The organism is Segetibacter koreensis DSM 18137, from assembly GCF_000374045.1.
GTDB classification, from domain to species: domain Bacteria; phylum Bacteroidota; class Bacteroidia; order Chitinophagales; family Chitinophagaceae; genus Segetibacter; species Segetibacter koreensis.
The window spans coordinates 36,669-60,959 of the sequence record NZ_KB893370.1 but is presented as its reverse complement, the minus strand read 5'-3'; the positions used below and the strand labels follow the sequence as shown (position 1 = coordinate 60,959).

23 protein-coding genes are annotated in these 24,291 nt (G+C 37.0%); 12 read left to right on the top strand and 11 right to left on the bottom strand.

Translation table 11 applies throughout. The features are described from left to right. Positions 1–125 precede the first annotated feature (125 nt). Positions 126–1,427, top strand: a complete 1,302-nt coding sequence (locus B154_RS0123095; protein WP_018616732.1) for an NAD(P)/FAD-dependent oxidoreductase — start codon at positions 126–128, stop codon at positions 1,425–1,427. A 106-nt stretch (positions 1,428–1,533) separates the two neighbouring features. Here B154_RS0123095 and B154_RS31020 read toward each other — a convergent pair whose 3' ends face one another. After that, on the bottom strand, positions 1,534–2,076 hold the full coding sequence (locus B154_RS31020) for an SRPBCC family protein (protein ID WP_018616731.1): 543 nt from the start codon (positions 2,074–2,076) through the stop codon (positions 1,534–1,536). Between the two features lie 241 nt (positions 2,077–2,317). Between B154_RS31020 and B154_RS0123085 the strand changes: the two genes are divergently transcribed. From B154_RS0123085 to B154_RS0123075, 3 genes are all read left to right on the top strand, one after another. After that, positions 2,318–3,664: a M28 family metallopeptidase gene (locus tag B154_RS0123085; RefSeq protein ID WP_026260376.1), complete on the top strand. Its 1,347-nt coding sequence runs from the start codon at positions 2,318–2,320 to the stop codon at positions 3,662–3,664. A gap of 126 nt (positions 3,665–3,790) precedes the next feature. Beyond that, positions 3,791–4,657 carry an alpha/beta hydrolase gene (locus B154_RS31015; protein WP_018616729.1) on the top strand — a complete coding sequence of 289 codons (867 nt, stop codon included), beginning with the start codon at positions 3,791–3,793 and terminating at the stop codon, positions 4,655–4,657. Further along, the gene (locus tag B154_RS0123075) at positions 4,657–5,121 is read left to right on the top strand and encodes a GNAT family N-acetyltransferase (RefSeq protein WP_018616728.1); all 465 of its coding nucleotides are present in this window, start codon (positions 4,657–4,659) and stop codon (positions 5,119–5,121) included. Before B154_RS31015 ends, B154_RS0123075 begins: the two co-directional genes overlap by 1 nt. A 381-nt stretch (positions 5,122–5,502) precedes the next feature. Here the strand turns inward: B154_RS0123075 and B154_RS0123065 are convergent, their stop codons facing one another. Together B154_RS0123065 and B154_RS0123060 are read right to left on the bottom strand one after the other, a co-directional pair. Next, positions 5,503–5,784 (bottom strand): Gfo/Idh/MocA family oxidoreductase, encoded by a 282-nt coding sequence (locus tag B154_RS0123065; protein ID WP_157580937.1) that lies wholly within the window; start codon positions 5,782–5,784, stop codon positions 5,503–5,505. Between the two features lie 74 nt (positions 5,785–5,858). Then, positions 5,859–6,062 carry a hypothetical protein gene (locus tag B154_RS0123060; protein WP_018616725.1) on the bottom strand — a complete coding sequence of 68 codons (204 nt, stop codon included), beginning with the start codon at positions 6,060–6,062 and terminating at the stop codon, positions 5,859–5,861. A 335-nt stretch (positions 6,063–6,397) separates the two neighbouring features. On the opposite strand from B154_RS0123060, the gene B154_RS0123055 reads away from it, so the two are divergent. Together B154_RS0123055 and B154_RS0123050 are read left to right on the top strand one after the other, a co-directional pair. After that, the gene (locus B154_RS0123055; protein ID WP_018616724.1) at positions 6,398–7,714 is read left to right on the top strand and encodes a cytochrome ubiquinol oxidase subunit I; all 1,317 of its coding nucleotides are present in this window, start codon (positions 6,398–6,400) and stop codon (positions 7,712–7,714) included. A 4-nt stretch (positions 7,715–7,718) separates the two neighbouring features. Beyond that, the gene (locus B154_RS0123050) at positions 7,719–8,711 is read left to right on the top strand and encodes a cytochrome d ubiquinol oxidase subunit II (protein ID WP_033412517.1); all 993 of its coding nucleotides are present in this window, start codon (positions 7,719–7,721) and stop codon (positions 8,709–8,711) included. 105 nt (positions 8,712–8,816) lie between these two features. Here the strand turns inward: B154_RS0123050 and B154_RS0123045 are convergent, their stop codons facing one another. Both B154_RS0123045 and pncA read right to left on the bottom strand, forming a co-directional pair. Next, on the bottom strand, positions 8,817–9,032 hold the full coding sequence (locus tag B154_RS0123045; protein WP_018616722.1) for a hypothetical protein: 216 nt from the start codon (positions 9,030–9,032) through the stop codon (positions 8,817–8,819). A 205-nt stretch (positions 9,033–9,237) separates the two neighbouring features. Beyond that, complete coding sequence (gene pncA, locus B154_RS0123040) at positions 9,238–9,846, bottom strand: bifunctional nicotinamidase/pyrazinamidase (RefSeq protein WP_018616721.1); 609 nt, start codon at positions 9,844–9,846, stop codon at positions 9,238–9,240. A 165-nt stretch (positions 9,847–10,011) separates the two neighbouring features. On the opposite strand from pncA, the gene B154_RS0123035 reads away from it, so the two are divergent. Beyond that, on the top strand, positions 10,012–10,281 hold the full coding sequence (locus tag B154_RS0123035; RefSeq protein WP_018616719.1) for an acylphosphatase: 270 nt from the start codon (positions 10,012–10,014) through the stop codon (positions 10,279–10,281). A 167-nt stretch (positions 10,282–10,448) separates the two neighbouring features. On the opposite strand, the gene B154_RS0123030 is transcribed toward B154_RS0123035, so the two are convergent. Continuing rightward, positions 10,449–11,690 (bottom strand): Bcr/CflA family multidrug efflux MFS transporter, encoded by a 1,242-nt coding sequence (locus tag B154_RS0123030; RefSeq protein WP_018616718.1) that lies wholly within the window; start codon positions 11,688–11,690, stop codon positions 10,449–10,451. Between the two features lie 186 nt (positions 11,691–11,876). Then, positions 11,877–12,761, bottom strand: coding sequence for a cysteine synthase CysM (cysM, locus tag B154_RS0123025; RefSeq protein WP_018616716.1), 885 nt, complete (start codon positions 12,759–12,761; stop codon positions 11,877–11,879). 249 nt (positions 12,762–13,010) lie between these two features. On the opposite strand from cysM, the gene B154_RS0123020 reads away from it, so the two are divergent. Further along, on the top strand, positions 13,011–14,240 hold the full coding sequence (locus B154_RS0123020) for a lipopolysaccharide biosynthesis protein (RefSeq protein WP_169337696.1): 1,230 nt from the start codon (positions 13,011–13,013) through the stop codon (positions 14,238–14,240). Next, entirely contained in the window at positions 14,213–15,430 is a 1,218-nt protein-coding gene (locus tag B154_RS0123015) for a glycosyltransferase family 4 protein (RefSeq protein WP_018616712.1), read from the top strand. The genes B154_RS0123020 and B154_RS0123015 overlap by 28 nt, the downstream gene beginning before the upstream one ends. Here the strand turns inward: B154_RS0123015 and B154_RS0123010 are convergent. Continuing rightward, positions 15,419–15,679, bottom strand: a complete 261-nt coding sequence (locus B154_RS0123010; protein WP_245542648.1) for an acyl-CoA-binding protein — start codon at positions 15,677–15,679, stop codon at positions 15,419–15,421. The two genes, B154_RS0123015 and B154_RS0123010, sit on opposite strands and share 12 nt — an antisense overlap. Positions 15,680–16,285: 606 nt before the next feature. Here B154_RS0123010 and B154_RS0123005 point away from each other — a divergent pair. Together B154_RS0123005 and B154_RS0123000 are read left to right on the top strand one after the other, a co-directional pair. Continuing rightward, positions 16,286–16,720, top strand: coding sequence for a response regulator (locus B154_RS0123005; RefSeq protein WP_018616710.1), 435 nt, complete (start codon positions 16,286–16,288; stop codon positions 16,718–16,720). Between the two features lie 90 nt (positions 16,721–16,810). After that, a complete protein-coding gene (locus B154_RS0123000) occupies positions 16,811–16,990 on the top strand; it encodes a hypothetical protein (RefSeq protein WP_018616709.1) in 180 nt (59 codons plus the stop codon). Between the two features lie 113 nt (positions 16,991–17,103). Here B154_RS0123000 and B154_RS0122995 read toward each other — a convergent pair whose 3' ends face one another. Further along, positions 17,104–19,938 (bottom strand): M16 family metallopeptidase, encoded by a 2,835-nt coding sequence (locus tag B154_RS0122995; RefSeq protein WP_018616708.1) that lies wholly within the window; start codon positions 19,936–19,938, stop codon positions 17,104–17,106. Positions 19,939–20,181: 243 nt separating this feature from the next. Between B154_RS0122995 and B154_RS0122990 the strand changes: the two genes are divergently transcribed. Next, positions 20,182–21,813, top strand: coding sequence for an ABC transporter substrate-binding protein (locus B154_RS0122990; RefSeq protein ID WP_018616707.1), 1,632 nt, complete (start codon positions 20,182–20,184; stop codon positions 21,811–21,813). A 40-nt stretch (positions 21,814–21,853) separates the two neighbouring features. Here B154_RS0122990 and B154_RS0122985 read toward each other — a convergent pair whose 3' ends face one another. Then, positions 21,854–23,428 (bottom strand): hypothetical protein, encoded by a 1,575-nt coding sequence (locus tag B154_RS0122985; RefSeq protein ID WP_018616706.1) that lies wholly within the window; start codon positions 23,426–23,428, stop codon positions 21,854–21,856. 2 nt (positions 23,429–23,430) lie between these two features. After that, positions 23,431–24,006 carry an RNA polymerase sigma factor gene (locus B154_RS0122980; protein ID WP_018616705.1) on the bottom strand — a complete coding sequence of 192 codons (576 nt, stop codon included), beginning with the start codon at positions 24,004–24,006 and terminating at the stop codon, positions 23,431–23,433. Positions 24,007–24,291: the final 285 nt, after the last annotated feature.

The following is a 24,291-nucleotide window of genomic DNA, read 5'->3' as shown; positions in this document are numbered from 1 at the left end:
TTTTTACGTTGATAAACCCTGCATAAAGTTTAAAAGGTCTTTATTTTTTGTTATTGAAAAAACTTTTATGCTATTTCTCCCCTTGGTTCAGTTTTTTTAGCTTCTATTGATACTAATAAACTGCAATGGCTGTACAAACAAATTCTAAAAAACCAAGAATAGTAATAGTAGGTGGCGGCTTCGCAGGTCTCGAATTAGCTAAAAAACTAAGGCGCGAACCTGTTGAAGTGTTAATGCTCGACCGCCACAATTATCACACTTTTCAGCCCCTTCTTTACCAGGTGGCCACTGGTGCGCTGGAAGCTGAAACAATTGCATTTCCATTAAGAAGAATTTTCCAGGGACAAAAAAATTTTTCTTTTGGCCTTACAAATGTTGATAAAATAAATGCTGATAAAAATACTCTTGATACTAGTATTGGAGAAATTTCATATGATTATCTAGTGCTTGCTACGGGCGCTGAAACTAATTTTTTTGGAAACGCACAACTTGAACATTTTTGCATGGGAATGAAAAGTGTGCCAGAGGCAATGAACCTGAGAAGTATGATACTTCAAAGCTTTGAATGTGCTTTATCAGAAAAAGACCCCGGCGAAAAAGAGGAACTAATGACTTTTGTTGTAGTTGGTGGAGGCCCGACAGGTACAGAGTTGGCCGGAGCTTTAGCAGAATTTAAAAACCATATATTAAAAAAAGACTATCCTACTCTTGATAATTGTGAAATGAGAGTTTTTGTGGTGGAAAGCAAGCCAATAGTACTTGGGGTAATGTCTGACCACGCTGCCGCAAAAGCGAAAGAATACCTGGAAAAGATGGGAGTAGTACTATATAACGGTGTACGTGTGAAAAGCTTTGATGGTGAACTTTTAGAAATAAATGACGGCACAAAAATAAGAACCCGCAATGTGCTTTGGGCGGCAGGAGTAGTGGGGCAGTTTCCTGAAGGAATAAAGGAAGAAAACGTGGTAAAAGGCCACAGGATACAAACGGATGAATTTAACAGGGTTAAAGGATATAATAATATTTTTGCCATAGGCGATGTTGCTGCTGTTATTACTGCTGATAAGCCTGAAGGATACCCGGGAGTAGCGCAGGTTGCCATACAACAGGGAAGGCATCTTGCGAAAAATTTATCAGCTATCATTAAGGGTAAACAAACAGAACCTTTTAAATACGACGACAAGGGTTCAATGGCAACCATCGGAAGAAATAAGGCAGTTGCAGATATTGGAAAAGTACACCTTCACGGTTTTATTGCCTGGCTATTATGGTGTTTTGTCCATGTATTTTCTTTAGTCGGATTTCAAAACAGGATATCTGTATTCATTACATGGTTAGGGCGTTATTTTTCTTACAATGGTCCCGCACGAATTATTGTAAGGCCATTTAGCAGAGCTTCTATGACAGAAGATACAAAGGCAAGATAATGCTCTTTTAAACATGAAACTAAAATTTGAAAGAGGCCAATATGAAATCAACAGAGAGTGTACGTGGCACACTCTCTGTTAGCTTTTTGAAAAGAATTTTTAATTTTTATCCTCCGCCTACTTTTACCTGTGCGGGGTCTTCACGATAACCTCCAGACTCAGCGCTTGGCGCTTGTGCATCGTCCTTCTTATCCTCACTTCCTGTATTGCTGCCTTCCAGAAATTCTTTAAGATCTGTCAGTCCTTTTTCCCAGCCTTGCTGGTGGGGAAGCAATGTTTCGTCATCCTGGAAGTTTTCCTGCAAAATATGAATTTCGCTACCGTAATCTTTAGATGCAAAATTCACAGTAAGTTTATATTCCGCATTTCTCACAGCATCCTCAGGTAGTTCCCAGTTCCAGCTGTAGACAAGTTTTTCTTTTTCCTTTACTTCCATGTATTCACCTGAAATGATCAACTTATCATCCTCAAATACATAACGGACTCTGCCACCAACTTTTATGTCATTAGTTACTTCTTTCAATGTATTGCCCATTGGCTTCCACCATTGCTTTAACTGTTCGGGATCCGTCCAGGCTTTGTATAATTCATCCGGGCTAACGGAATAGCTTTTTCGTGCCTCAACTTTTAGGGCCTTATTTATTTCCATACAATTTTGTTTTAAGATTTCAAAACAACCTTAATCTCATTTTGTTTAATTTTTTATCTTTTTCATGGCATTTGTCTGTCTTAGATTTGTTCGTTATGTCTTTGACTTAAATTTGGCTCAATAGAATTGATGTATGTACAAGTGAGTGACACAACCGTAGCTGAAATAAGGGCAAATGATGATTACAAAATTTTTTTCTATCAAGCTCGATCGTAACTATTTTAGCTAATAATCTATGGAAATGCGAAAAACAATATTTCTTCCTTTTTTTCTTTTTACTACATCATTGTTTTCTCAAAAAATTATACAAAGAGATCCGGCAATTGAGCAAATGGTAAAGGAGGTGTCGTCCGACTCATTAAAATCTTACATACAGCAAATGGTAAGTTATGGTACGCGGAGCACCATAAGCACGCAAACTCACAGGAAGAAAGGAATAGGTGCGGCCCGTAGTTATGTGCTGTCCAAGTTCAATGAGTTTGCAAAACAATCATCCGGAAGATTAAGTGCAATCATTGATACCACTACCCTTGCAGCAGATGGCAAAAGGGTAGATATATCTACACCACTTGGGAATGTGATGGCAACGCTAAGGGGCACAGACCTGGCAGATAAAAGAATATTTTTAATAAGTGGCCATCTTGATAGCAGGGTAACAGATGTTATGAATAGAACCTCTGATGCGCCTGGCGCAAACGATGATGGCAGTGGGGTAGCGGCCGTAATCGAATGTGCAAGAATTATGAGTAAAAGATCTTTTCCCGCAACTATTATTTTTGTGGCTGTCAGCGGTGAAGAACAAGGATTGCTTGGCTCAGGTTACCTTGCGGATAAAGCAAAAAAGAAGGGATGGAACATTGAAGGGGTATTAAATAACGACATAATGGGAAGCAATAACAGTAGTGAAACTAAAATTATTGATAACACGCGCCTTCGTGTTTTTAGTGAAGGATTGCCTGCTTATGAGCTGGAAAAAAATGCTGCTGCTATAAGAAACTTTGGGCTTGAAAATGACGGAAAATCAAGGCAGTTGGCGCGGTATGTAAAAGAGATTGGCGAACGATATGTAGATAATCTTGAAGTGGTAATGATATATCGCAACGACCGTTTTCTGCGCGGGGGTGATCATACTCCCTTTGTGCAAAATGGTTTTGCTGCAGTTCGTTTGACAGAAATGAATGAGAACTTTGAACACCAGCACCAGGATATCAGAACCGAAAAAGGTGTGCGCTATGGTGACTTGCCAGAGTTTATGGATTTTGAATACCTGAGAAAGAATACAGCAATAAATCTTGCCAATCTTGCCAACCTTGCCAAAGCGCCGTCGCCACCCGAGGAAGTAAAAGTAGATGTAAAAGATTTATCTAACTCTACTTATCTCTACTGGAAAGCTCCTGCGGCAGGAAGAGTGAAAGGGTACTATATACTTATACGTGAAACTACTTCCCCAACCTGGCAAAAAAAGATTTATACCGTAGATACAAATATCAAATTGCCGTATTCAAAAGATAATTATTTCTTTGCTGTACAAGCAGTTTCAAATGATGGTAATGAAAGCTTACCAATAGTACCGTCCGTGGGAAGGTAATATGTACAAGAGATATGTCGTTTATCATTATCGCCTCCACTACTTTAACAACTCTTCATAGACCACCTGGCTATTATCAGTGCTTTTGGCAATAGTTTTGCAAACTTTTAGTTTAATAAAATACAAATGAATTTTTCTGCTTTTAGTTTTTTATGTGCAATATTTTTTTCGGTCACGTTCGCCAGCTGTGAGAAACCAGACAGGAGCCCGACACCGGCAATGGAATTTGATATTGATAATATTTCTTATGGAATGGACACTGCTAATAATATGGACATTTATTTACCTCCCGGACGAGATACAGCCAACACAAAAGTAATACTGTTTATACACGGCGGCTCATGGAGCAGCGGAAACAAAAATGAATTTGCAGAAGCTATACCTGCTATTAGATCAAAGCTTGACGATTATGCTATTTTTAATATTGATTATCGTTTTGCATTTAATGATAGTACAAGGTTTCCGGCTCAGATAGATGACATAGAATCTGCAATAAAATTTATTCAAAGCAAAGCAGGGGAGTACAGGATAAACGCAAATAAAATATGCCTGGTAGGTGCCAGCGCTGGTGCTCACCTTGCATTGCTTACTGCATATAGAAACAACAAAAGCGGAAAAATAAAAGCTGTTGTTGACTTGTTTGGCCCAACCGATCTTACTGATTTATACCAGAATCATCCCTTGCCTGCCCAGGCAAGGCCAGTGCTGGTTAACTTTTTAGGTGCTACACCAGCTACTAACCCTGGTGTGTATATAAATGCCAGTCCTATTAATTTTATAAACGCGCAAACGGTTCCTACTAAAATATTTCACGGCACTGAAGATATTGTAGTACCCATCGCCCAGTCAAATACCTTGAAAACGAAATTGGAGGAATTTAATGTAAAGGTTGATATGACTGTTTACCCCGGGGAAGGCCATGGTTGGTCTGGCAATAATCTGCTGGATACCTATCAAAAAACAGTTGATTTTATCAGAGAAAATGTTCATTAATGCAGAACATCAAATGGACATGTAAATATTTTCATGAGTTAACTCCTTATGAATTATATGATGTTGTAAAGCTCCGAAATGAAGTGTTTGTAGTAGAGCAAAATTGTGTCTTCCAGGATGCAGATGATAAAGACCAAAAGTGTTATCATTTAATGGGATTTGTTGATGATGAACTGGTTGCTTATGCCCGTCTTGTACCTGCAGGAGTTTCCTATAAATATATTTCAATTGGCCGTGTCGTTACCTCTCGTAAGGTTAGAAGTAAAGGTGCTGGGAAAGCCCTACTGGATATGGCGATTAGCCAATGCAATTTGTTATTTGGAGAGCAGTCCATTAAAATAGGCGCTCAATTGTATTTAAAAAAGTTTTATGAGGGCTTTGGATTCAAGCAAACCAGTGACATTTATGATGAAGATGGTATTCCTCATATTAAAATGCTTAGAACTCCCGTCGGAAGCATTTAGTGGATCACCAGGAGAAAACTGATGGTTCTTTTTATTGTTGTACCGCTCGAGGTATTTGCGTTTTCTGAAATGGGAGAATTATAATTCAAACGTGTTTAAGACTATTAAACAAAAAAACCTGCTAATTACTTAACAGGTTTTTTATTTAAAAAATGGTATATAAAAAGCTTTAGGCGAATGCTTTTTCATTCAAAAGACTCTGTTCGGTTTTTTTCTGATTATCTGTCTTTTGTACTTGCTTAAGTCTCTTTAAAGCCCTTAGTTTAAATTGTAAATTAGCAATGAAATTATAATAACCGCTAACGGCCTCCATCGAATATATTGCGTACATAAAATCTTAATTTTAATTGTTATTTCTTTTTCTTGCTTTGCCTGTTTTCATTAAATTATTCTAACAGACTTACCTGCTTCAATGACGGGTTTCGCCAATTCAAGGTTTTTAGATGCTACGATCACCAAAGTAATTTCCTCATCATTTACAATAGCATTTACATCATTTACTATAGTAACGCCAGGGTATTCTTTAGCTATATTTTCTGATATTTTACCTGGAGATAAAATTTTTGTCCAATTAAATCTCTCCATTGTATTGCTGGCAGTTGTTTTAAAAAAATCTTCGGACATGTCGCATCCTATTACACCTGCATTTATTGTATTGATCATTTTTTCTGTTTTAAACATAAATATTATTAAACATTTATTTTTTGTTCGTACTAAATCGTGTTACACTATAACAACTATCCTAAGACATTATTTGTAAAAAACAAAAAATGTGGTCCTGCAAAATAATTAAGAGGAGAAATTTTATTAATTGCAGTATGAACTTTTTGATCTCGTTTTAAATTATTACCCGGGTTGCTAGTTATTCTTCTATAAATTTTATTTTTAAACGTCATTGCATCTTCTCTATTCAAACCCTCTAAAATTGTTGTTTTTTTCATAATAAATTTTTTTTCCTCCTTAAAATAAAAAAGCCGCTAATCACTAGCAGGCAATCAATTATTATTAATAATAGGAAATCGTTATAAATGCTTCTTATTCTATAAAAGCTATATTTAAGACACAAAGGTAGTCCGTTTGTTTAATCGTTTAAACAAAAACATGTTAAATGAAATATGATTGTGCTTTTGTTACGAAAACACATTTAACGCCTTCAATACAAGACAGAATAAAAAGAGAATACTGCAGATCCTTCTCTTTTTTATCTATCAAAAGAACATTTTCTTATCACCGGTACTTTTGTCCATAGCTTTGCGCAATTTAAATTGTAAACGGAATGGAAGACCTGGTAGCAGCCCGACTGCAAATGGCTTTATCTCTTGGCTTTCATATTATATTTTCTTGCATTGGAATGACAATGCCTGTTTTAATGGCTTTTTCTGAATGGAGATGGTTGCGAACAGGCAAACAGGTTTACCTCGATGTAACCAAAGCATGGTCTAAAGGCGTCGCTATTTTTTTTGCTGTTGGAGCAGTGTCGGGAACAGTGCTTTCTTTTGAATTAGGATTATTGTGGCCCGAATTTATGAAACATGCAGGAGCAATCATAGGCATGCCTTTTTCCTGGGAAGGAACTGCTTTTTTTGTTGAAGCGATTGCGCTCGGGGTTTTCTTGTACGGATGGAACAGGTTGAATAAATGGGTGCATTGGATATCAGGAGTTGTTGTGGGCATATCAGGTGTGCTTTCAGGAATTTTTGTGGTAGCAGCCAACGCCTGGATGAATAGTCCTTCCGGATTTGACTGGGTAGATGGTAAAGCTGTAAATATAGACCCTGTTAAGGCAATGTTTAATGATGCGTGGCTTTCTCAATCTATACACATGACTTTGGCTGCATTTGTCGCCACCAGTTTTGCAGTGGCCGGTGTTCATGCATTTCTTCTTTTAAAAAACCGAACTAATACTTTTCATCATGAGGCGGTTAGATCGGCTTTGATCTTTGGGGCTGTTGCGGCCATACTACAACCCATCAGCGGCGACTTCTCGGCCAAGTTTGTTGCAAAAAATCAACCTGGCAAATTAGCGGCCATGGAGGCATTGTATAAAACCAGCAAACCGGCAGGCCTTGTTATAGGAGGTATACCAAATGACAAAGAGCAAAAGGTTGATTATGCAATTCATATCCCTAAACTTCTAAGTTACCTTGCACATGGCGACTTTACCGCAGAAGTTACCGGCCTCGATAAAATTCCAAAGGACGAACAACCACCTGTATTAGTTCCTCATATTGCTTTCCAGCTAATGGTAGCTTGCGGCACAGTGTTAGCTTTGGCCGGGATGCTTTATATTATATTTAGCTACAAATGGCAATATATTCTTTTTAAGAGATGGTGGCTCACTTTTATAGCCTTTACTACACCGCTCGGGTTTATTGCCGTAGAGGCCGGTTGGACAGTTACTGAAGTAGGACGGCAGCCGTGGATTATTTTTGGTGTAATGCGAACCAAAGATGCCGTGTCTTCTATGCCGGGATTGCAGTATTCTTTTTTCCTTATTACAGGCGTATACATTTTGCTTACATTTATTCTCATCCGGCTCATGCGCAGGCAAATAAAGACTGTTCCTGAGTTGTATGAATCTGCAAAATCTTAATTACATGCTGGCACTAATCATTCTTATACTGGGAACTTCCTTCGTTTTATATACGTTGCTTGGCGGGGCCGATTTTGGAGCAGGTATTATAGAAATTTTTGCCGGTAAAAGAGAAGAAAAAACAATAACAAGAGCTATAGCACCTGTGTGGGAAGCTAATCATGTATGGCTTATATTAGCTGTAGTGATTTTATTTACAGGCTTTCCGCTTGTTTATTCTTCTTTATCGCTTGTACTTCACATTCCACTTATGCTGGTGCTTATTGGCATTATTTTCCGCGGCTCAGCATTTACTTTCCGGCATTATGATGTTAGTTATGGACGAAGCCATAGATACTATACCTTCCTGTTTAAAGCATCCAGTTTTATTACACCTATGTTTTTGGGTATCACTCTTGGTGCCATGATACTGGGCCGCATAACTTTTAACCAGTCTGTTGGGTTTTATGAAATGTTTGTATCGCCATGGCTAAATGTTTTTTGTTTTATTATGGGCGTATTTTCCACTAGTCTTTTTGCTTATATCGCCGCAGTTTTTTTAATACCTGAAGCACATGAAGATAAAGAGAAAAATAAGTACACACGGCTTGCGCGAAATACCATGGCTTCTACGATAACTTCTGGAATTCTCGTTTTTATTGCTGCACAATGGGAAGGACACAACCTTGTTTCTGATTTTCTAAAATCTCCGATAAGTATAATTTCTTTAGCTGTAGTTGCTTTACTTGTCCCTGTTATATTGCATTTCATACACACAAAAAAAGCCGTTTACCTACGTGCATCAATAGGCCTGCAGGTAACAGCAATTGTAACAGGTTGGTTCGCTATTCAGTATCCTGTAGTTATTAACGTAAAAGATGGACATCACTTAACCTTTTTTAATACTCATGCACCCGATGCTACTTTAAAGCAACTACTGATTGCTTTAATGGTAGGCCTTGTTTTGGTAATACCAGCGTTTATATTTCTGTTCCGTGTTTTTAAGGTAAAAGAGTGATGTGAAAGGAAATATTAAGAGGAAGTTACCGCAGAAAACAACAACTGATAAAATAAAGGGTATTTGTGTTGTTCTCCGTGGTAACTCAGACATTTTGCAGGAACTTTACTTAGCAGGTCCTTCATCTCCATCTTCAAACCGTGCAATTTCTCCCTCATCCAGATCATCTTCGGGCGCTGGTTTTGTATTTAACTCATCATCTTCTTCCATGTCTTTTTCAGCCTGGTCATGTGCTGCAATTACTGTTTCTTTTTCAGCAGCAACCTCTGGTCTTGGTTGAGGATTATTTCGCACATTCGGCGTATTATTATCAAGTGGCATAACGTACTGTTTAAATGGTTTTGAGATATAATTTATTAAAATTTTATGCCAGTGGACAGGAAGTGGTTTAAAGGTAATTTAAAAGGCAGCACATAAACCTGTTTGATTGTTGCAATCACTTCCACCTTAACTTGCTTGTTTCCTATCCATTAATTCAATTATTTTAATTAATCAAAAACCGGAAATCATTTTATTAAAAATTCCTTCAAAAAATACTGAAACTTTTAATTGTTTTTCCCCCTTTGCGTAATATATCTTCTTTAGCTTTTTCAAAACCTTCCTGGCTTATTGCGCGAACTGCGTCTTCTATCATAAAGGTAGCAAAGCCTTCGGCTAAAGCATCTTTGGCAGTATAATAAACGCAATAATCGGCGGCTAATCCTGCTACATATAACTCCTTTATGTTTTTGCCTTTTAAGTAATTAGAAAGGCCGGTGCTTTTACGGTGTCCATTATCATAAAAGCCGCTATAGCTGTCAATTTCTGATTCAGTTCCTTTTCTAAAAATTGCTTCAATTTTATTCATATCCAACATCTTTGAAAATTCTGCTCCTTCAGTTCCCTGAACACAGTGTTCTGGCCAAAGTACTTGTTCCATTCCGTTTAAATCAATTACTTCAAATATCTCTTTTCCGTTGTGATTACTTGCAAAGCTTTTGTGATTAACAGGGTGCCAGTCTTGTGTAGCTACTACCAGATCAAAGTAATTCTGCAACTCATTTGCAACAGGAATAATTTCGTCTCCGCCAGGGACAGCAAGTGCGCCACCAGGAATAAAATCATTTTGTATATCCACTAGTAATAATGCTCTCATATCATTTTCTTCTTATTTTCAGTAAACTCAAAATAGGCATTTTTTGCAACTTTGATTTATTTTATTCATTATAAAAAAGCTTTTACTTTGTTAAGATGTTCATCTCAACAAGATACCACCTTGCAAGGAGTTAAATAGGTAATATTACTCAATAATCTTTAAAATATGCCAACATATCATCTGACTGTTAAGGGGCTTGTTCAAGGCGTTTTTTATCGCGCTTCAGCAAAAGAAATTGCAGATGAATTAGGTGTTACCGGTTGGGTAAGAAATGCCCACGGAGATGAGGTGGAAGCAGTTGTGACAGGAACTGAAAAACAATTGGAGCAATTTATATCCTGGTGCAAAAAAGGGCCTAAAAAGGCAATCGTAACAGAGGTAGCCGTTAGGCAATTTGAAGAAACGAAATTTTCAGATTTCTCGATAAAAAGATGACAAATGAAGCCCTCATTTCAAAGGCAACGCTGCTTCTATTAATAGTTTTTTGCATCGGGATTTAGTTTTCTCGCAATTTCAGTAATTATAAGTATTCTCGGTTTTCTGATTTCAATGCAGAAAAAATACGATGATAGCATGTACCGTTTATCGTGTTTTATTAATAGTTATGATGTAATTATCATTTCGGCTGTTTCTTCCTGAACTTCTTGCCTGGTTGCTTTGTTTCTTATAATTCTACTGCCTATAATAAGAATTGTAAAACTTATCAAAGCACAGCAAGCCATCACAATTGTCATTGGTACAGCAGTTCCATCATTTAAATAGCTAACGAGTGCAGAGGTAAACGCACCAATCCCCATTTGTATGCTTCCTAATAATGCAGATGCACTTCCGGCAGTTTTACTAAAGGGCGCAAGAGAAAGGGCGGAAGTATTTGGAAATGTAAAACCCTGGCAACTAAGAAAAATAAAACACAGAAAAATAGTAGCGAACAGCCCTAAGAAGCCGAAGACACTGCCCAAAACAAGAATAATTCCGGTAAGAGACTGGCAAAGTAATGAAATGGCGATCACTTGTTCACTTTTGTATTTTCTTAGTAATAAAGTATTTAACTGGCTTGAAGAAATTAACCCTGCAGCCACCATTGCGAATATCCATCCGTATTGTTGTTCAGTAACTTTATATATCTCCATAAAAACAGAAGGAGAACCTGAAATATATGCATACAATCCTGCAGAAGCAATAGAGCCTGCCAGCGCATAAGTATAAAATTGAGGTTCTTTGGAAACCTGAAGGAATCGATTGATAATCGGTTTGGGTTTGAGAGAAAAGTCCGGGTCGGGTTGCCTGCTTTCCGGCAGGTAAAAGTGTACAGCAGCAAGTATAATAGCAGCCATAATTGCCAGAACAACAAACAGGTAATGCCAACTATAGTGAGAGCTCAGGTATCCTCCCACAGTGGGGGCGATAATGGGTGAAACGCCAACAACAAGCATTAAAAGGGAAAATATTTTCGCATTTTCATTTACAGGAAAAAGGTCTCTTACCATAGCTCTCGAAGCTACCATACCAGCGCAGCTGCCCAGAGCCTGCAATAATCGTAACCAGATTAAAGCATCTACAGAGGTGGCCATAGCACAACCTGCAGAAGCAATTAGATAAACGGCGATACCTATATATAAAGGGTTTTTACGTCCAAACCGATCAAGTAAAGGCCCATATAACATTTGTCCGGCAGAAATGCCTATGAAAAAACTTGATAACGATAATGAAATTTTGGCGACTGTAGTATGCAGATCTGCGGCAATAGCCGGAAACCCTGGCAGGTACATATCAATTGAAAAAGGGCCGATAGCAGATAACAGCCCTAATATTAGTATCAGTTTAAAATTCTTGCTTGACTGCATGTATGAGTTATGTTTAAAACTATGCCAAAAGAGAGACACTAAATAAATCTAAGCTGGCAATGGGTCAAGGCATGAGCGAGAGGGGATCCTTAGAAAAATTATTATGGTAACACCTGGGATGCTCAGACTTTCAACCTTATGCTTTAGGGTAAGATTTCTGCCTTTGAACCTCAGTTAACTTACCTCTTAATCAAACAAGTCGGATGACAAATATCTGTCACCTCTGTCGCAGATAATGCTCACAATGACACCTGAAGATAATTCTTTAGATAATTCAACTGCTGCATGCACCGCACCGCCGCTGCTCATTCCGCAAAATATTCCCTCTTCACGCGCTAAACGTTTTGTCATGATTCGAGCATCTTTTTCATCAACTTCTATAATGCTGTCTATTCTTTCTTTTTCAAATATTTTAGGTAAATAAGCTTCCTTCCACTTACGTATGCCGGGAATATGTGAGCCTTCACTGGGCTGACAACCGACAATTTGTATTGAAGGGTTTTGTTCTTTCAAATAACGGGAAACGCCCATAATCGTGCCCGTGGTGCCCATTGCAGAAACGAAATGAGTGACCTTTCCCTGTGTATCTCTCCAAATTTCAGGACCCGTAGTTTTATAGTGCATGCCATAATTGTCAGGATTACCAAACTGGTTTAGCATGAGGTATCCGCCTTTAGCTACCTGTTCTACCGCATAATCAATTGCACCTTCCATTGAGTTTTCTTTAGGCGTAAGAATTACTTTAGCGCCAAATGCCTCCATGGTTAGTACCCTTTCGCGTGTTGCATCTTCGGGCATAACAATTTCTATATCAACATTAAAAAGGCTGGCAATCATTGCTAATGCTATACCTGTATTTCCACTTGTTGGTTCAATTAATTTAATACCTGGCCTTATTTCACCCCGGTCAATCGCTCCTTTGATCATGCCATAAGCTGCTCGGTCTTTTACACTACCGCCCGGATTATTTCCTTCAAGCTTTGCGTAGATCGTCACATTTTTATTTACCGGAACTTTTTCCAGTTTAACCATAGGTGTGTTTCCAACGAGGTCAAGTATTCCAGCCATCATTATTAATATTTAATTGTCAATCGGGGTGCAAAGGTCCGCTATCATTGTGATAAAATAAAAATTTTAGTGTTTTATGTTAGTATTATGACGAAAGAAGTTGCAACGGAAGCTTTGGTAATGTCAAATAATTAACCAGGCGGGTTTATCAAACTATTGTATTTTTAGCCACTAACAAGGTTTATGAGTTTTCAAAAACAAATAGCACAAAGTTTAGTTTGGAGAGGATTATATTTTGTTACAGTGCTTCTCATGAATATCTTTCTTTCAAGATATTTTGAAGCAGGAAACGCGGGATGGATATTTTATGTAAGCAATAATTTTTCTTTTATCGTCATTATTGCGGGGCTGACAATTGAGAACTCGGTTACCTATTACTCCTCAAAAAAAGAAATGAATGACAGTGAACTGGCGTGGTTTTCAATAGCCTGGTCATTCTTCGTTACCCTTATTGTTTTCGCCGGCCTGGCGGTTTACTTCACACTTTTTAAAAAAGATGAACTTATTAATCATAGCGATTATTTTTATTATGCTATTTGTTATGTAGGAGGCATACAGATGACAAATTTTTTTACAGCTTTATTTTATGCAAACAAAAATTTTTATCTCCCCAATTTTATAATGGCTGTTCTAAACATCATTGTTATTATTATTATACCAAAACAAGCCGGAACGTATAATACCGACACTTCTTTTATTATTAAATTATATTTTACTTTTTTTGTAATTACCGGATTTGCCCTTGCAGCAGCTTTTATCATGCAAAAGCAAAGCTGGAAAACTTTATCGTTACCAGTTTTTGCACACATTCGTTTATTAATACGGTATGCTGTATTGTCGCTTGCAGCAAATGTTATTTTCTTTCTAGTGTACCGGGTAGATTATTGGTTTGTCGAGAAATATTGCAACGCCACAGAATTGGGAAATTATATACAGGTTTCGAAGCTGGGGCAAATGTTGTTGGTTATTCCAACTATTATATCAAGTGTTGTCTTTCCTCATACTGCCAGTGGCGTTTCGGCGCTTATAGAAATGAAAGATAATATTATGCGGATCGGCAGAATTACAACGATGTTGTTTTCTATTCTTTTTCTTGTAATGATTTTATCAGGAAAATGGGTATTCCCTTTTGTTTTTGGCCAAACTTTTAAGTTGATGTATGTGCCGTTTTTGCTATTATTACCGGGAATTTGGGCCTTGAGCAATTTGTATATATTAAGTGCTTACTTCGGAGGGATCAATAAAGTAAAAATCAACGTACAGGGAGCAAGCGTTGCGTTACTTGTGATACTTACTGGCGACATTCTGTTTATTCCGCACTATGGCATATTTGCGGCTGCTATAGTAAGCACAGCGGGGTATACTATTAATTTTTTGTATTCATTTTTTATACTTCAGAAAGAACATACTGTTTCATTTGGGCAGTACTGGAGTATTAATAAAGAAGATATTCAATGGCTGAAAAATATTATTCAGAAATAAAAGATGTTCATCTTTCTTCGAATAACTATATTCTGGTAGTGCCGGGTTGGTATCCTACCTGGCAAGATGTGTTTACAGGAGATTTTAACCAGCGGCATGTGAAAGCTGCAGGACAATATATGCCACAGGTGGTTTTATACATTGTAAAAGACCAGTCACAAACGCTAACAGGTATTGAAACAAGATATAAGCAGCTAACGGAAAATATTGTCGAAATAACAGTAATGTATCCTGCAAAAAGAAATAAGTGGATCGATACCATTTATTCTAACCTTAGTTATCTAAAACTGCTGTATGCCTATGCAGAAATTATCAAAAGCAGGTGGGGAATACCCCGGCTGATACATTCGTACATAGTAATACGGGGTGGGGTAGGAGGTTTTTTATTATCAAAAAAATGGAAAATACCGTTTATTTTATCGGAAAACTGGACTATCTATTATCCGGAAGACCCGGCCTACCTTGGTAATAGAAATGTAATATTTCGATGGTTGGTAAAATTGGTTTTTAAAAATGTAAAACGATTTCTTCCCGTGACGGATAACCTGAAGAAGCAAGTATATTCATTAGTAAAACCAATTCCTTCTACTGTTATTCCTAATGCAGTTGATACTGATGTTTTTTATTATGATAAAGAGTTAGTACAAGAAAATACGTTCAGGTTTGTTCATGTTTCCACTATGGTTTATCAAAAAAATCCGTTAGCATTGCTGCGGGCATTTAAGAAGTTTACTGAGTTGTTCTCTGGCGGCTGTTTATACATGGTAGGGCCTTACCCGCAAGACGTATTAACTTATGCAAGATCAATTGGTCTTGATGAAAATGCAGTACGTTTTACAGGAGCGGTTTCTTACCCCGAGGTTGCAGAAATGCTTACACTTTCACAAGTGCTGGTACTCTTTAGTCGGTATGAAAACTTGCCTTGCGTCATCCTTGAGGCACTCTGTTGCGGCCTGCCTGTCATTAGTACCAATGTTGGCGGTATCTCTGAGGTGATTGATACAAATAACGGAATACTTGTGAATAATGAAGATGAACAACAATTAACAGATGCGTTCACTTCAATATTTACAACATATAAAAATTATGACCGGGAAAAAATAGCTCTTACCGCAGCCAGTCTTTTTGCTTATAAAACTGTTGGAAATTCAATTAATACTGTATATCAAGCAGTTAAATTACAAGGTTAATTTTTTTAATTCATACACCAGCAGTATATATTCCTTTTGTGCTTCTTTTGTTGATTTACCCTTTAAACACGCCCAGGCTTCATACTTTTCTTTTTCAACAAAATCGAATGGATTTCTGGGAGGTTGAATATTGATATCTCCTTCTGTAACTTGTTTGTATAAAGAATAAAGCCGTATTAATGTTTCCTTGCAATTTTTTGTATTTATCGAATTTAATTCTGCTACAGCTTTTTCAAATAGTAATCTCATTTCCATTAAACTACCCTTTGCTGTTTCGGAAAAATGATTTTGACAGCAGAATAATCTTGGAGCATTTAATTTAGTCATAGTAAAGGATTGATTTGGTTGTTTCAGATACAAGATATTTTAAAAACAATTTTGTACTTTTTTAAGCAAATCAAATATACTATTTACATAACCCAACGTTTTTTGGCAATCAAATAAATTTTAAAAAAAACAGGCTATTAAATTATCTTTCTAAACATTGCCATCGTATATATAATTTAAATGACGATTGCTTATGGTTAAAAGATACATACATTTTTTCTGGAAAAATAATTTTTAAAAAACTATTATTTCTATAGAAGAGTAGCAACACAGTAGATATAAGAGATAAATTTTATATTTTTTAAAGATGAATTGTTTAATAATTTTGTGATTTATAAAAAGAAATTTGAAAAAAAATATTTACAACCATAAATTAGCCTTTTTTAAGGAAGTGTTTGTTTTATGTATTGATTTTGGTAATTGGTAATAATATCAGCCCTTGTTTATAAAAATATCAATGCCTTTATTTTATAATCCAATTTTATCTTAAAGAAATCCAATTGGTTTAATATCTGTGAAAAAAACTCTATGCCCAACCTTAATGTATTATTGGTGGATGATGATTCTGAAGAATCGTATTTGTTTAATGAAGCTCTCGAACATGCACAGTTAGACATCAACCTCTCACGCGCTAATGACGGAAATGACTTGATGAACTACCTCCATAAGGAAGTTCCTCCTGACCTGGTTTTTATGGATATTAATATGCCGTACAAGGACGGACTGGAGGCATTAACTGAGATAAGAAGCAATCCAAAATTTAAAAACCTGCCTTTGATTATATATTCTACTACAAAAAATACCGATAGTATCAATGCCTGCTACGAGAAGGGTGCAGACCTTTTTGTAATAAAGCCGGATGATTTTGATGAACTGATGCAAGTAGTAAAAAAGGTATGCACTTACGACTGGAAAAATTATAAAAAACCTTCGCGTGCAGACTTTGTAATTACCGCAGGGTAAGAATGAAAGTTAAAAAAAAATTCTCCATTTGTTAGCTGTGGCATAATTGTTTTCATCGTGATTATATAAATCACTATTAAAATTACTACTATGCCAGTTTCAAACGATAACCAGGATTATGGAAAAAGCGACGAAAAAAACAAAACAAATGTGAAAGAGAAGTCGCCTGAAGGAGACGGAAAAGGTTTAACAAGTGACGACCTGAAAGGAAAAAAAGTTGATGCAGATCTTGAAAAAGATACTGATAAACCTGTCCAGCAAAACCAATAAGATAAAAAGTAAAAAGATGTTTAGCGTTTTATACGACAAACATCTTTTTACTTTTACCAGTGTGTTATATTAACATCTGCATCAAAGTCTTTAAGATTAATGTTGTTTTCTAATCACTTCGCTTCAGGCATCAGCACTATTTTGATCATATTTTCATTGTTTAAATATTTATTGGCTAATTCCTTGGTTCTTTCCACTGTTAGTTTCCTTACTAGTAAAGGATCTTCAAGCAGGCTCTTTGGATCTTCATTAAAATAGTATTTGTCCTGCAGATTGTACAACCAATAACTATTTTCTTTCACACTTGTTTGCATTCCACGTGTGTCTTCCGCAATCACTTTGTCGACATTCGTTTGAGATCCGCCGTTGGCTTTCATGTTTTTAATTTCTTCCATAACCAGAGCTGTTAGCTTGTCCACATTTTCAGGGGCACAGCCAAAAGAAATGGTAACACTATAACTGTTGATTGGTTCACGGGTAATGTTAGCACCCACACCCACGCTGTACACGCCGCCATTATCCTCACGTAAAATTTCTCTTAATCTTATTTCCAGCACTTTTGCAAACTGGTCAAGTTGAGTGTCCTCAAGATCGCTATACTGGGTTGTACCGGTAAAGGTGATGCGAACCGTGCTTTTACTTTCGCTCCCTTTTCTTATTACTTTACTTATATTTCCCCTGGGGAAACGAATACCTACATCCTTCCAGCTTTCTTTTTGATTTGTAGAAGGAAGTGACGCTATGTAAGTTTCGATAAAAGGCTTAAGGCTGTCTACGGTAAAATTGCCTACAAAAGTGAAAATAAAGTCACTGGCGTTACTAAAGCGCTCCTGGTATATTGAAAAGGCTTTATCAAGTTTTATTTCATCAACCCTGTCCAATGTTAATGGTTTGCGGCGAGGACTGTAATTGCCCATGATATAACTGACAGAATCTGAAAAAACAGAAGAGGGATCTTTTCCTTTATTAGCCAGCGAAGCTATCAGTTGCTGCTTCAGTACGCTGAACATTGTGGTGTCTTTTCGCGGCTCGGTAAAATATCCATATATTAATTGAAATGCGGTTGCGAGGTCTTTTGGCGTACAGCCTCCACTAATTCCTTCACTATATTGTCCTATATATGGGGTTACGGAAACCTGTTTTGCTGCAAGCTCTTTTTGCAAACTCATTGCGTCAAAATTTCCTACACCCCCGTACTGCGTCACCGTAGTAGCGTTAGAGGCCGACAAGTAGTCCGTATCGTTGTACAACGATGCGCCTCCCTTACTAATAGCTGAAATAAGTACCTGGTTGTTTTTAAAGTTAGTAGGCTTCATTACAACCTTAGCTCCATTGGAAAGGGTTAATTCTGTAACACCAATTTCATCTATTTTTCTTTCATCAACTATTTTTCCTGCTATGGGTTTTTTTGCCAGCAGATCTCCCTTCATCACTTTATCTTCATATGCAGTTATTTTCCCCTGCTGCTTATTTACCAATGCAACCATTTGCGCTTCTGTAGGCAGATTGGCCTTTTCTGCCTCAGGTGCTGTTACAATTATTGTTCTGTCAGTTGGCTTTATCCATTGGGTGATCAGGTTGTTTACTTCTTTTAAAGTAATGCCAGGCATGTATTGTTTGTACATAGCATATTCCTTTTCAATGCCGGGTACAGGTTCTTTAGTGAGGAAATTTCTGATAAGTTCTTCCACCATTGTAGAAGATTCCTGTTTGTTTCTTTCATTATAAATATTTTCCATACCGGATAATGCTGCAGCTTTAGCACGGTCAAGCTCTCCCTGGGTAAATCCGTTTTGCAGAACTCTTGCATTTTCTGCCAGTAATGCCTCTGTTGCTTTTGCAATGCCTGCGCCATTTTTTGCGTACGCAGCAAGGGTAAATGCATCTTTATCACCGATTAATCTTCCATAGCTGGTGCTTGCGCCTAAAAAAGGAGCATCAGGTCTTTGCGAAATTTCCAGTAACCGGCTGCTCATCATTGCATTGAACAATATGCGAATCATTGAAGCGCGGTATTCCAGGTCTGTTTGCTCCTCAGGTATTGCAGGTTGTTTATAATAAATGGAAACAACATTGTATCGCTGCTCAGGATCAGTAACAATAAGGGTTTGAGTTTCTTTTTGAGTGGGTACGCCGTATTTGATTCTAGGTTTAGGATTTACTGGTTTAGGAATGGAAGCGAAATGTTGTTTAATCAATTGCTCTACCTGGTTTACATCTATATCTCCCACAACAAATACACCTTCCAGGTCCGGGCGGTACCAGTCTTTATAAAATTGTGTAAGTGTTGAATATTTAAAAGTGTCAAGATTACTTTTTGTGCCGATTGGCAACCGTATAGCATATCGAGAACCCTTTAAAAGAACAGGAAAAGTTTTTGATCTTATACGTTCGCCTGCCCCTTGTCCCGATCTCCATTCTTCTATAACAACACCTCTTTCTTTATCTATTTCAGCAGTATCGAAAGATACGTTGTGTGCCCAGTCTTCCAAAATTTGAAAACCTTTTTTAAATACTGCGACGCTGTCAGTGGGTAGTTGTAGCATGTAAATGGTCTCATCAAAAGAAGTGGATGCATTAAGGTCTGCGCCAAAGTTTACTCCACTCTTTTCAAGAAAATTAACGAGTTCCTGCTTTTCGAAATGCTTGGTGCCATTGAAAGCCATGTGTTCTGTAAAGTGAGCAAGGCCAACTTGCTTATCATTTTCAAGTACCGAACCTGCCTTTACTACCAGCCTTAGCTCGGCCCGGTCTTTTGGTTCATCGTTTTTGCGAATGTAATAGGTAAGTCCGTTTGGTAATTTCCCGATTCTAAGATCGGGCGTTACCGGCAGTTTTTTACCGATAAGGGTGTGTGAACTTTCAGTAGTCGGGTGTTGGGCATTAACAGACACGCCGGTAACGATTACAATTAAGCAAACAACAAGCTCTTTATAAAAAAACTTCATCTTATAATACATTTAATCTGCAAGTAAACTTATTGTAGCAGTCTTTTCAAATAATTGCCTGAAATTTAAATGTTCTGTAACCTAATGCTTTTAAAAAAGCTATTTAAAAAAAGTAATTATGATCATAAAATTGCAATTAACAGGAAAGTGTATTTATTCTTGCATACCCGTTTCGGGTTGTTGTAATTTTAACCGAAAGAACTTTAGAAGAAAGGGTTTAAATGGAAGCGTTAAAAATATTTCATGGGTTCATATAATGTTTTATATAAATTAATAATTGTTTCTTTTTTTCTTGTTTCCTGCGCTTCAAAAAGCAAAAGTGATAAACAGGTATTTGTATACAACCAGGTAGAAGGAATTGCCACTTTAGACCCTGCATTTACAAAAAATCAGGCAACAATATGGTTGGCTCATCAATTATACAACACTTTAGTTGAGACTGACAGCGACCTCAATATTGTGCCTTCTCTTGCTAAAAGCTGGGAAATTAGTGATGACAGGCTTTTGTATACTTTCCATCTACACAACGATGTTTACTTCCACGACAACCAGGTTTTTGCAAACGGAAAGGGTAGGAGGATGACGGCTACAGATATTGTGTATAGCCTGTCAAGAATTATAGATAAGTCCACGGCGAGCAGTGGTGCGTGGATATTTAATAACAGGGTAAAGAGTAACGGTTTTTCTGCACTGAATGATAGTACTTTTCAACTTCAGCTTATCCGTCCTTTTCATCCCATACTTGGCATTTTAAGCATGCAATATTGCAGCATCGTACCCAGGGAAGTTGTTGAAAAATATGGAAAGGATTTTCGCAGTCACCCTTGCGGTACAGGGCCTTTTCAGTTTCATTTTTGGGAAGAAGGGCAGGCGCTGGTTCTGTATAAAAACCCTCATTATTTTGAAAAAGATGAGCAGGGAAAACAATTGCCATATTTAGATGCGTTGAAAATTTCTTTTCTTGATAGCAGGTCAACAGAGTTTCTTGCTTTTCAACAGGGACAGTTGAGCTTTGTAAATGATATTGACCCATCTTTTAAAGATGAGGTACTAACTAAAAACGGGGACCTTCGCAAGGAATGGAAAGAGAAAATTATTTTACATAAACACCCGTATTTAAACACTGAATACCTAGGCATCTTAGTGGATGAACAGAACAATCTTGTTAAGAATTCACCATTACGTATAAAAGCTATAAGGCAAGCAATCAACTGTTCTGTTAATCGCAATAAGTTAATGATGTACCTGCGTAACTCCATTGGTACACCTGCGACGGCTGGTATTGTGCCCGCAGGTCTTCCGTCAAAAAATGCTGAGATGGTAAAAGGCTATGCGTATGATCCTGCAAAGGCACGGCAGTTGCTTAAAGATGCAGGTTTTGAAAATGGAAAGGGTTTGCCTGTAATTACTTTGCTTACCATTCCTATTTATGCTGATATAGGAAGTTTTGTTGCAAAACAATTAGAAGAAACCGGCATAAAAGTGCAAGTGGAAGTAGTGCAAAAAAGTTTATTGCTGGAGCAGACAGCGAAGTCAGAAGCTTTATTTTTTAGAGGAAGCTGGATTGCTGATTATCCGGACGCAGAAAATTATATGGCTATGTTTTACAGTAAAAACCCTGCACCGCCTAATTACACGAGGTACAAAAATCCGGCTTTTGATATTTTGTACGAAAAAGCGTTGCAGGAAAACAATGACAGCGACCGCTATGCCTTATATCGGGAAATGGATCAAATGGTCATAAAGGATGCACCCGTTGTGCCATTGTTTTATGACATGGCTATTCATTTGGTTAGCAAAAATGTACATAATTTCAAACCCAATGCTTTAAACTTGCTCGAATTGCGGAGAGTAACCATTGATAATGAGAAGTGAGCGACTAATTATATTCTATTTGCTCTCCTTACGTTACAATTTATAATCTTATTGTAAGTCCTGCAGCTAATCCTAATGAATTAAGAAAAGTTTTAACCGGTGCATCTTTATTTATCGATGATAAAGCAAATCTTGCTGCAGGTGTAAAATTTACAGCAATGTTTGATTTCAGGTTGTAATTAGCGCTTACACTAACTGACCCATTCATGTAGGTCTTCCTTAAGCCTTCAATATGATGAATGTTTGCTTTTTCTGTGCCAGTTGATCTTTCAATGGCTGTTTCAATTTTTCCCTGTGTTAAAAAATTAAAGGCCATGCCTATCCCAGGTTGTAAAGATAGTTTTCCTTTATATGCATTATATTTTACTGAAAAAGGTACTCCTATATACTGCAAAGTATTTTTGGAAGATAAAGCAGGCACACTGTCTCCCGCGACAGGGTTACTACCAGGTTTTGTAGGGATATATGAATAGCCGGCAGAACAATTAAACTGGTAATGTACATTTCCTCGGTTGTCGCGCCGGGCATAAATAGTTTTGGGCTGAATCTCGGTGGTCATCGATGAGAAAGTAAGGCCAGACTCGAGACTAACCTTTTTACCAGTATTGTAATTTATTAAAAGACCAGTTGTGTAAGCTTCTTTAATTTTCTCTCTTTTCTTTATCTCGTTTCTATCGTCTTCCCTGAAATTATGGCGATCGTTATCAACTTTACTACTAACAAAGTCAGGAGAAAAAAATGCGGTCATAGAAAAAAAACCTTTTTGTCTATTTTTTGCCTTAAACTTTTCTGCTTTAAGATTTAAGGTTACCTCGTTCCTTATTTTGTTATGACTATTTGCTGTTACAGCCCTTTGCATTGATAAACTTTCGGGAATAGCAGTATCGAAATGTTGTTGTGCTTCAGTTTCTACGGCAACTTCTTTATATGATCTTTCTGTTGCTATATTTTGTTCTTTTTCAACAGTTTTTTCTTTTGCAGAAGAATGATTTTTCCTCTTAAACATTCTAAAGTCACTATCAGTATTTTTTCTTTCTAAAGTTTCTTGGACGGTTGCTAACTGTTCTTTTGTTTTTAATCTATTACCTCCATTATTCTCTTTTTTATCCTTTTTAACCAAATTGTCGAAATACTGTTTTTTAGAAAATTTGTAATTCTCTTTTTTATCTTCTGCTAATCTTTTTTTCTCTATTTCATTTTGGCCAAAAGCTTGCTCGTCCGCCAACTTATCATTGGCACTGCTGTCGTTGTTTGATGGTAAGGTGTCGTTGCCGGTGACTGACTTCTCCGTTTGATTTAATTCAGACTTTTTTTCATTACTGTTATTACTCGTGCCGTCGCCCGTACTTTCTTTTCTCTCGTTATCGGCGTTTTTCTGTACCAGTTCCTTATTTTTTAATTTTGTATGCCAGGTATACATAGCCATACCTGCGGAAAATACCAGGAGAAGGGCGGCAATCCATTTTAAATTATTGTATCTCTTTGAAATGAATATGACTCTTTTTTTGTCGAGGTTTTTGTCAATATTTTCCCAAACATCTCCTGAAGGTATCTCTTCATGTTCATCTAAAGCCTTTTTAAATAAGTCATCAATATTGTGTAGATTTTCATCCATCTTCAACTAAATTTTACTTGTGATGATTGTAAACTTTTGTTTACAGCCTTTTGTAATATGGCTCTTGCATCTGAGAGATTAGATTTTGAAGTTCCTTCTGATATCCCCAATAGTTCAGCAATTTCACGATGCTTCATTCCTTCAAACACGTAGAGGTTAAAAATGATGCGGTAAGCGGGCGGTAATTCCTGTACCATTTTCAAAAGTTCCTTGGTACCAATTTTGGATATTATATCTTCATTTACTGCATAGTCAACTGCATCTGTATCAATATCAATAACAGGTCTTAGGTTTCCTTTACTTCTATATTTCTGTAAGGCGCAATTGACCATTATTTTTCTTATCCATCCTTCAAAAGGACCTGCATATTTGTATTGGTGTAGATGTTCAAACACCTTCATAAAACCTTCCTGCAGAATCTCCTCTGCCTCTTCACGGCTTTTAGAATAACGAAGGCAAACAACAAACATCTTTGGCGTATACAAACTGTATAGTCTGCTTTGAGATTGTCTGTCTCCTTTTATACAAGCTTCTATTAGCTGTTGGGTTTGTTTATTTATTTTATGTTCTTCTGACATTGATGCTAAAAAGTATAAAAGGGTTGGGTCTTACTTGATATCGTGAAATATAACTTTTAATGAGTGAAGCCAGCAACCAGAGGCTCTTCTAATGTCGCCTCTTCTTACATTAACATTTATATACATAAAAAACCACGTAAAATATTCTGTCTCATAATCAACGTTTTTTGATGCATTGATGGTAGGTCCATAAAAATGGTTGGGTCATCATTCATTGTTTTTATAATAAAATTGAAATATGGGTGACAAACTGAAGAACCTGTATCAACAGTTGTTGCGACGCTC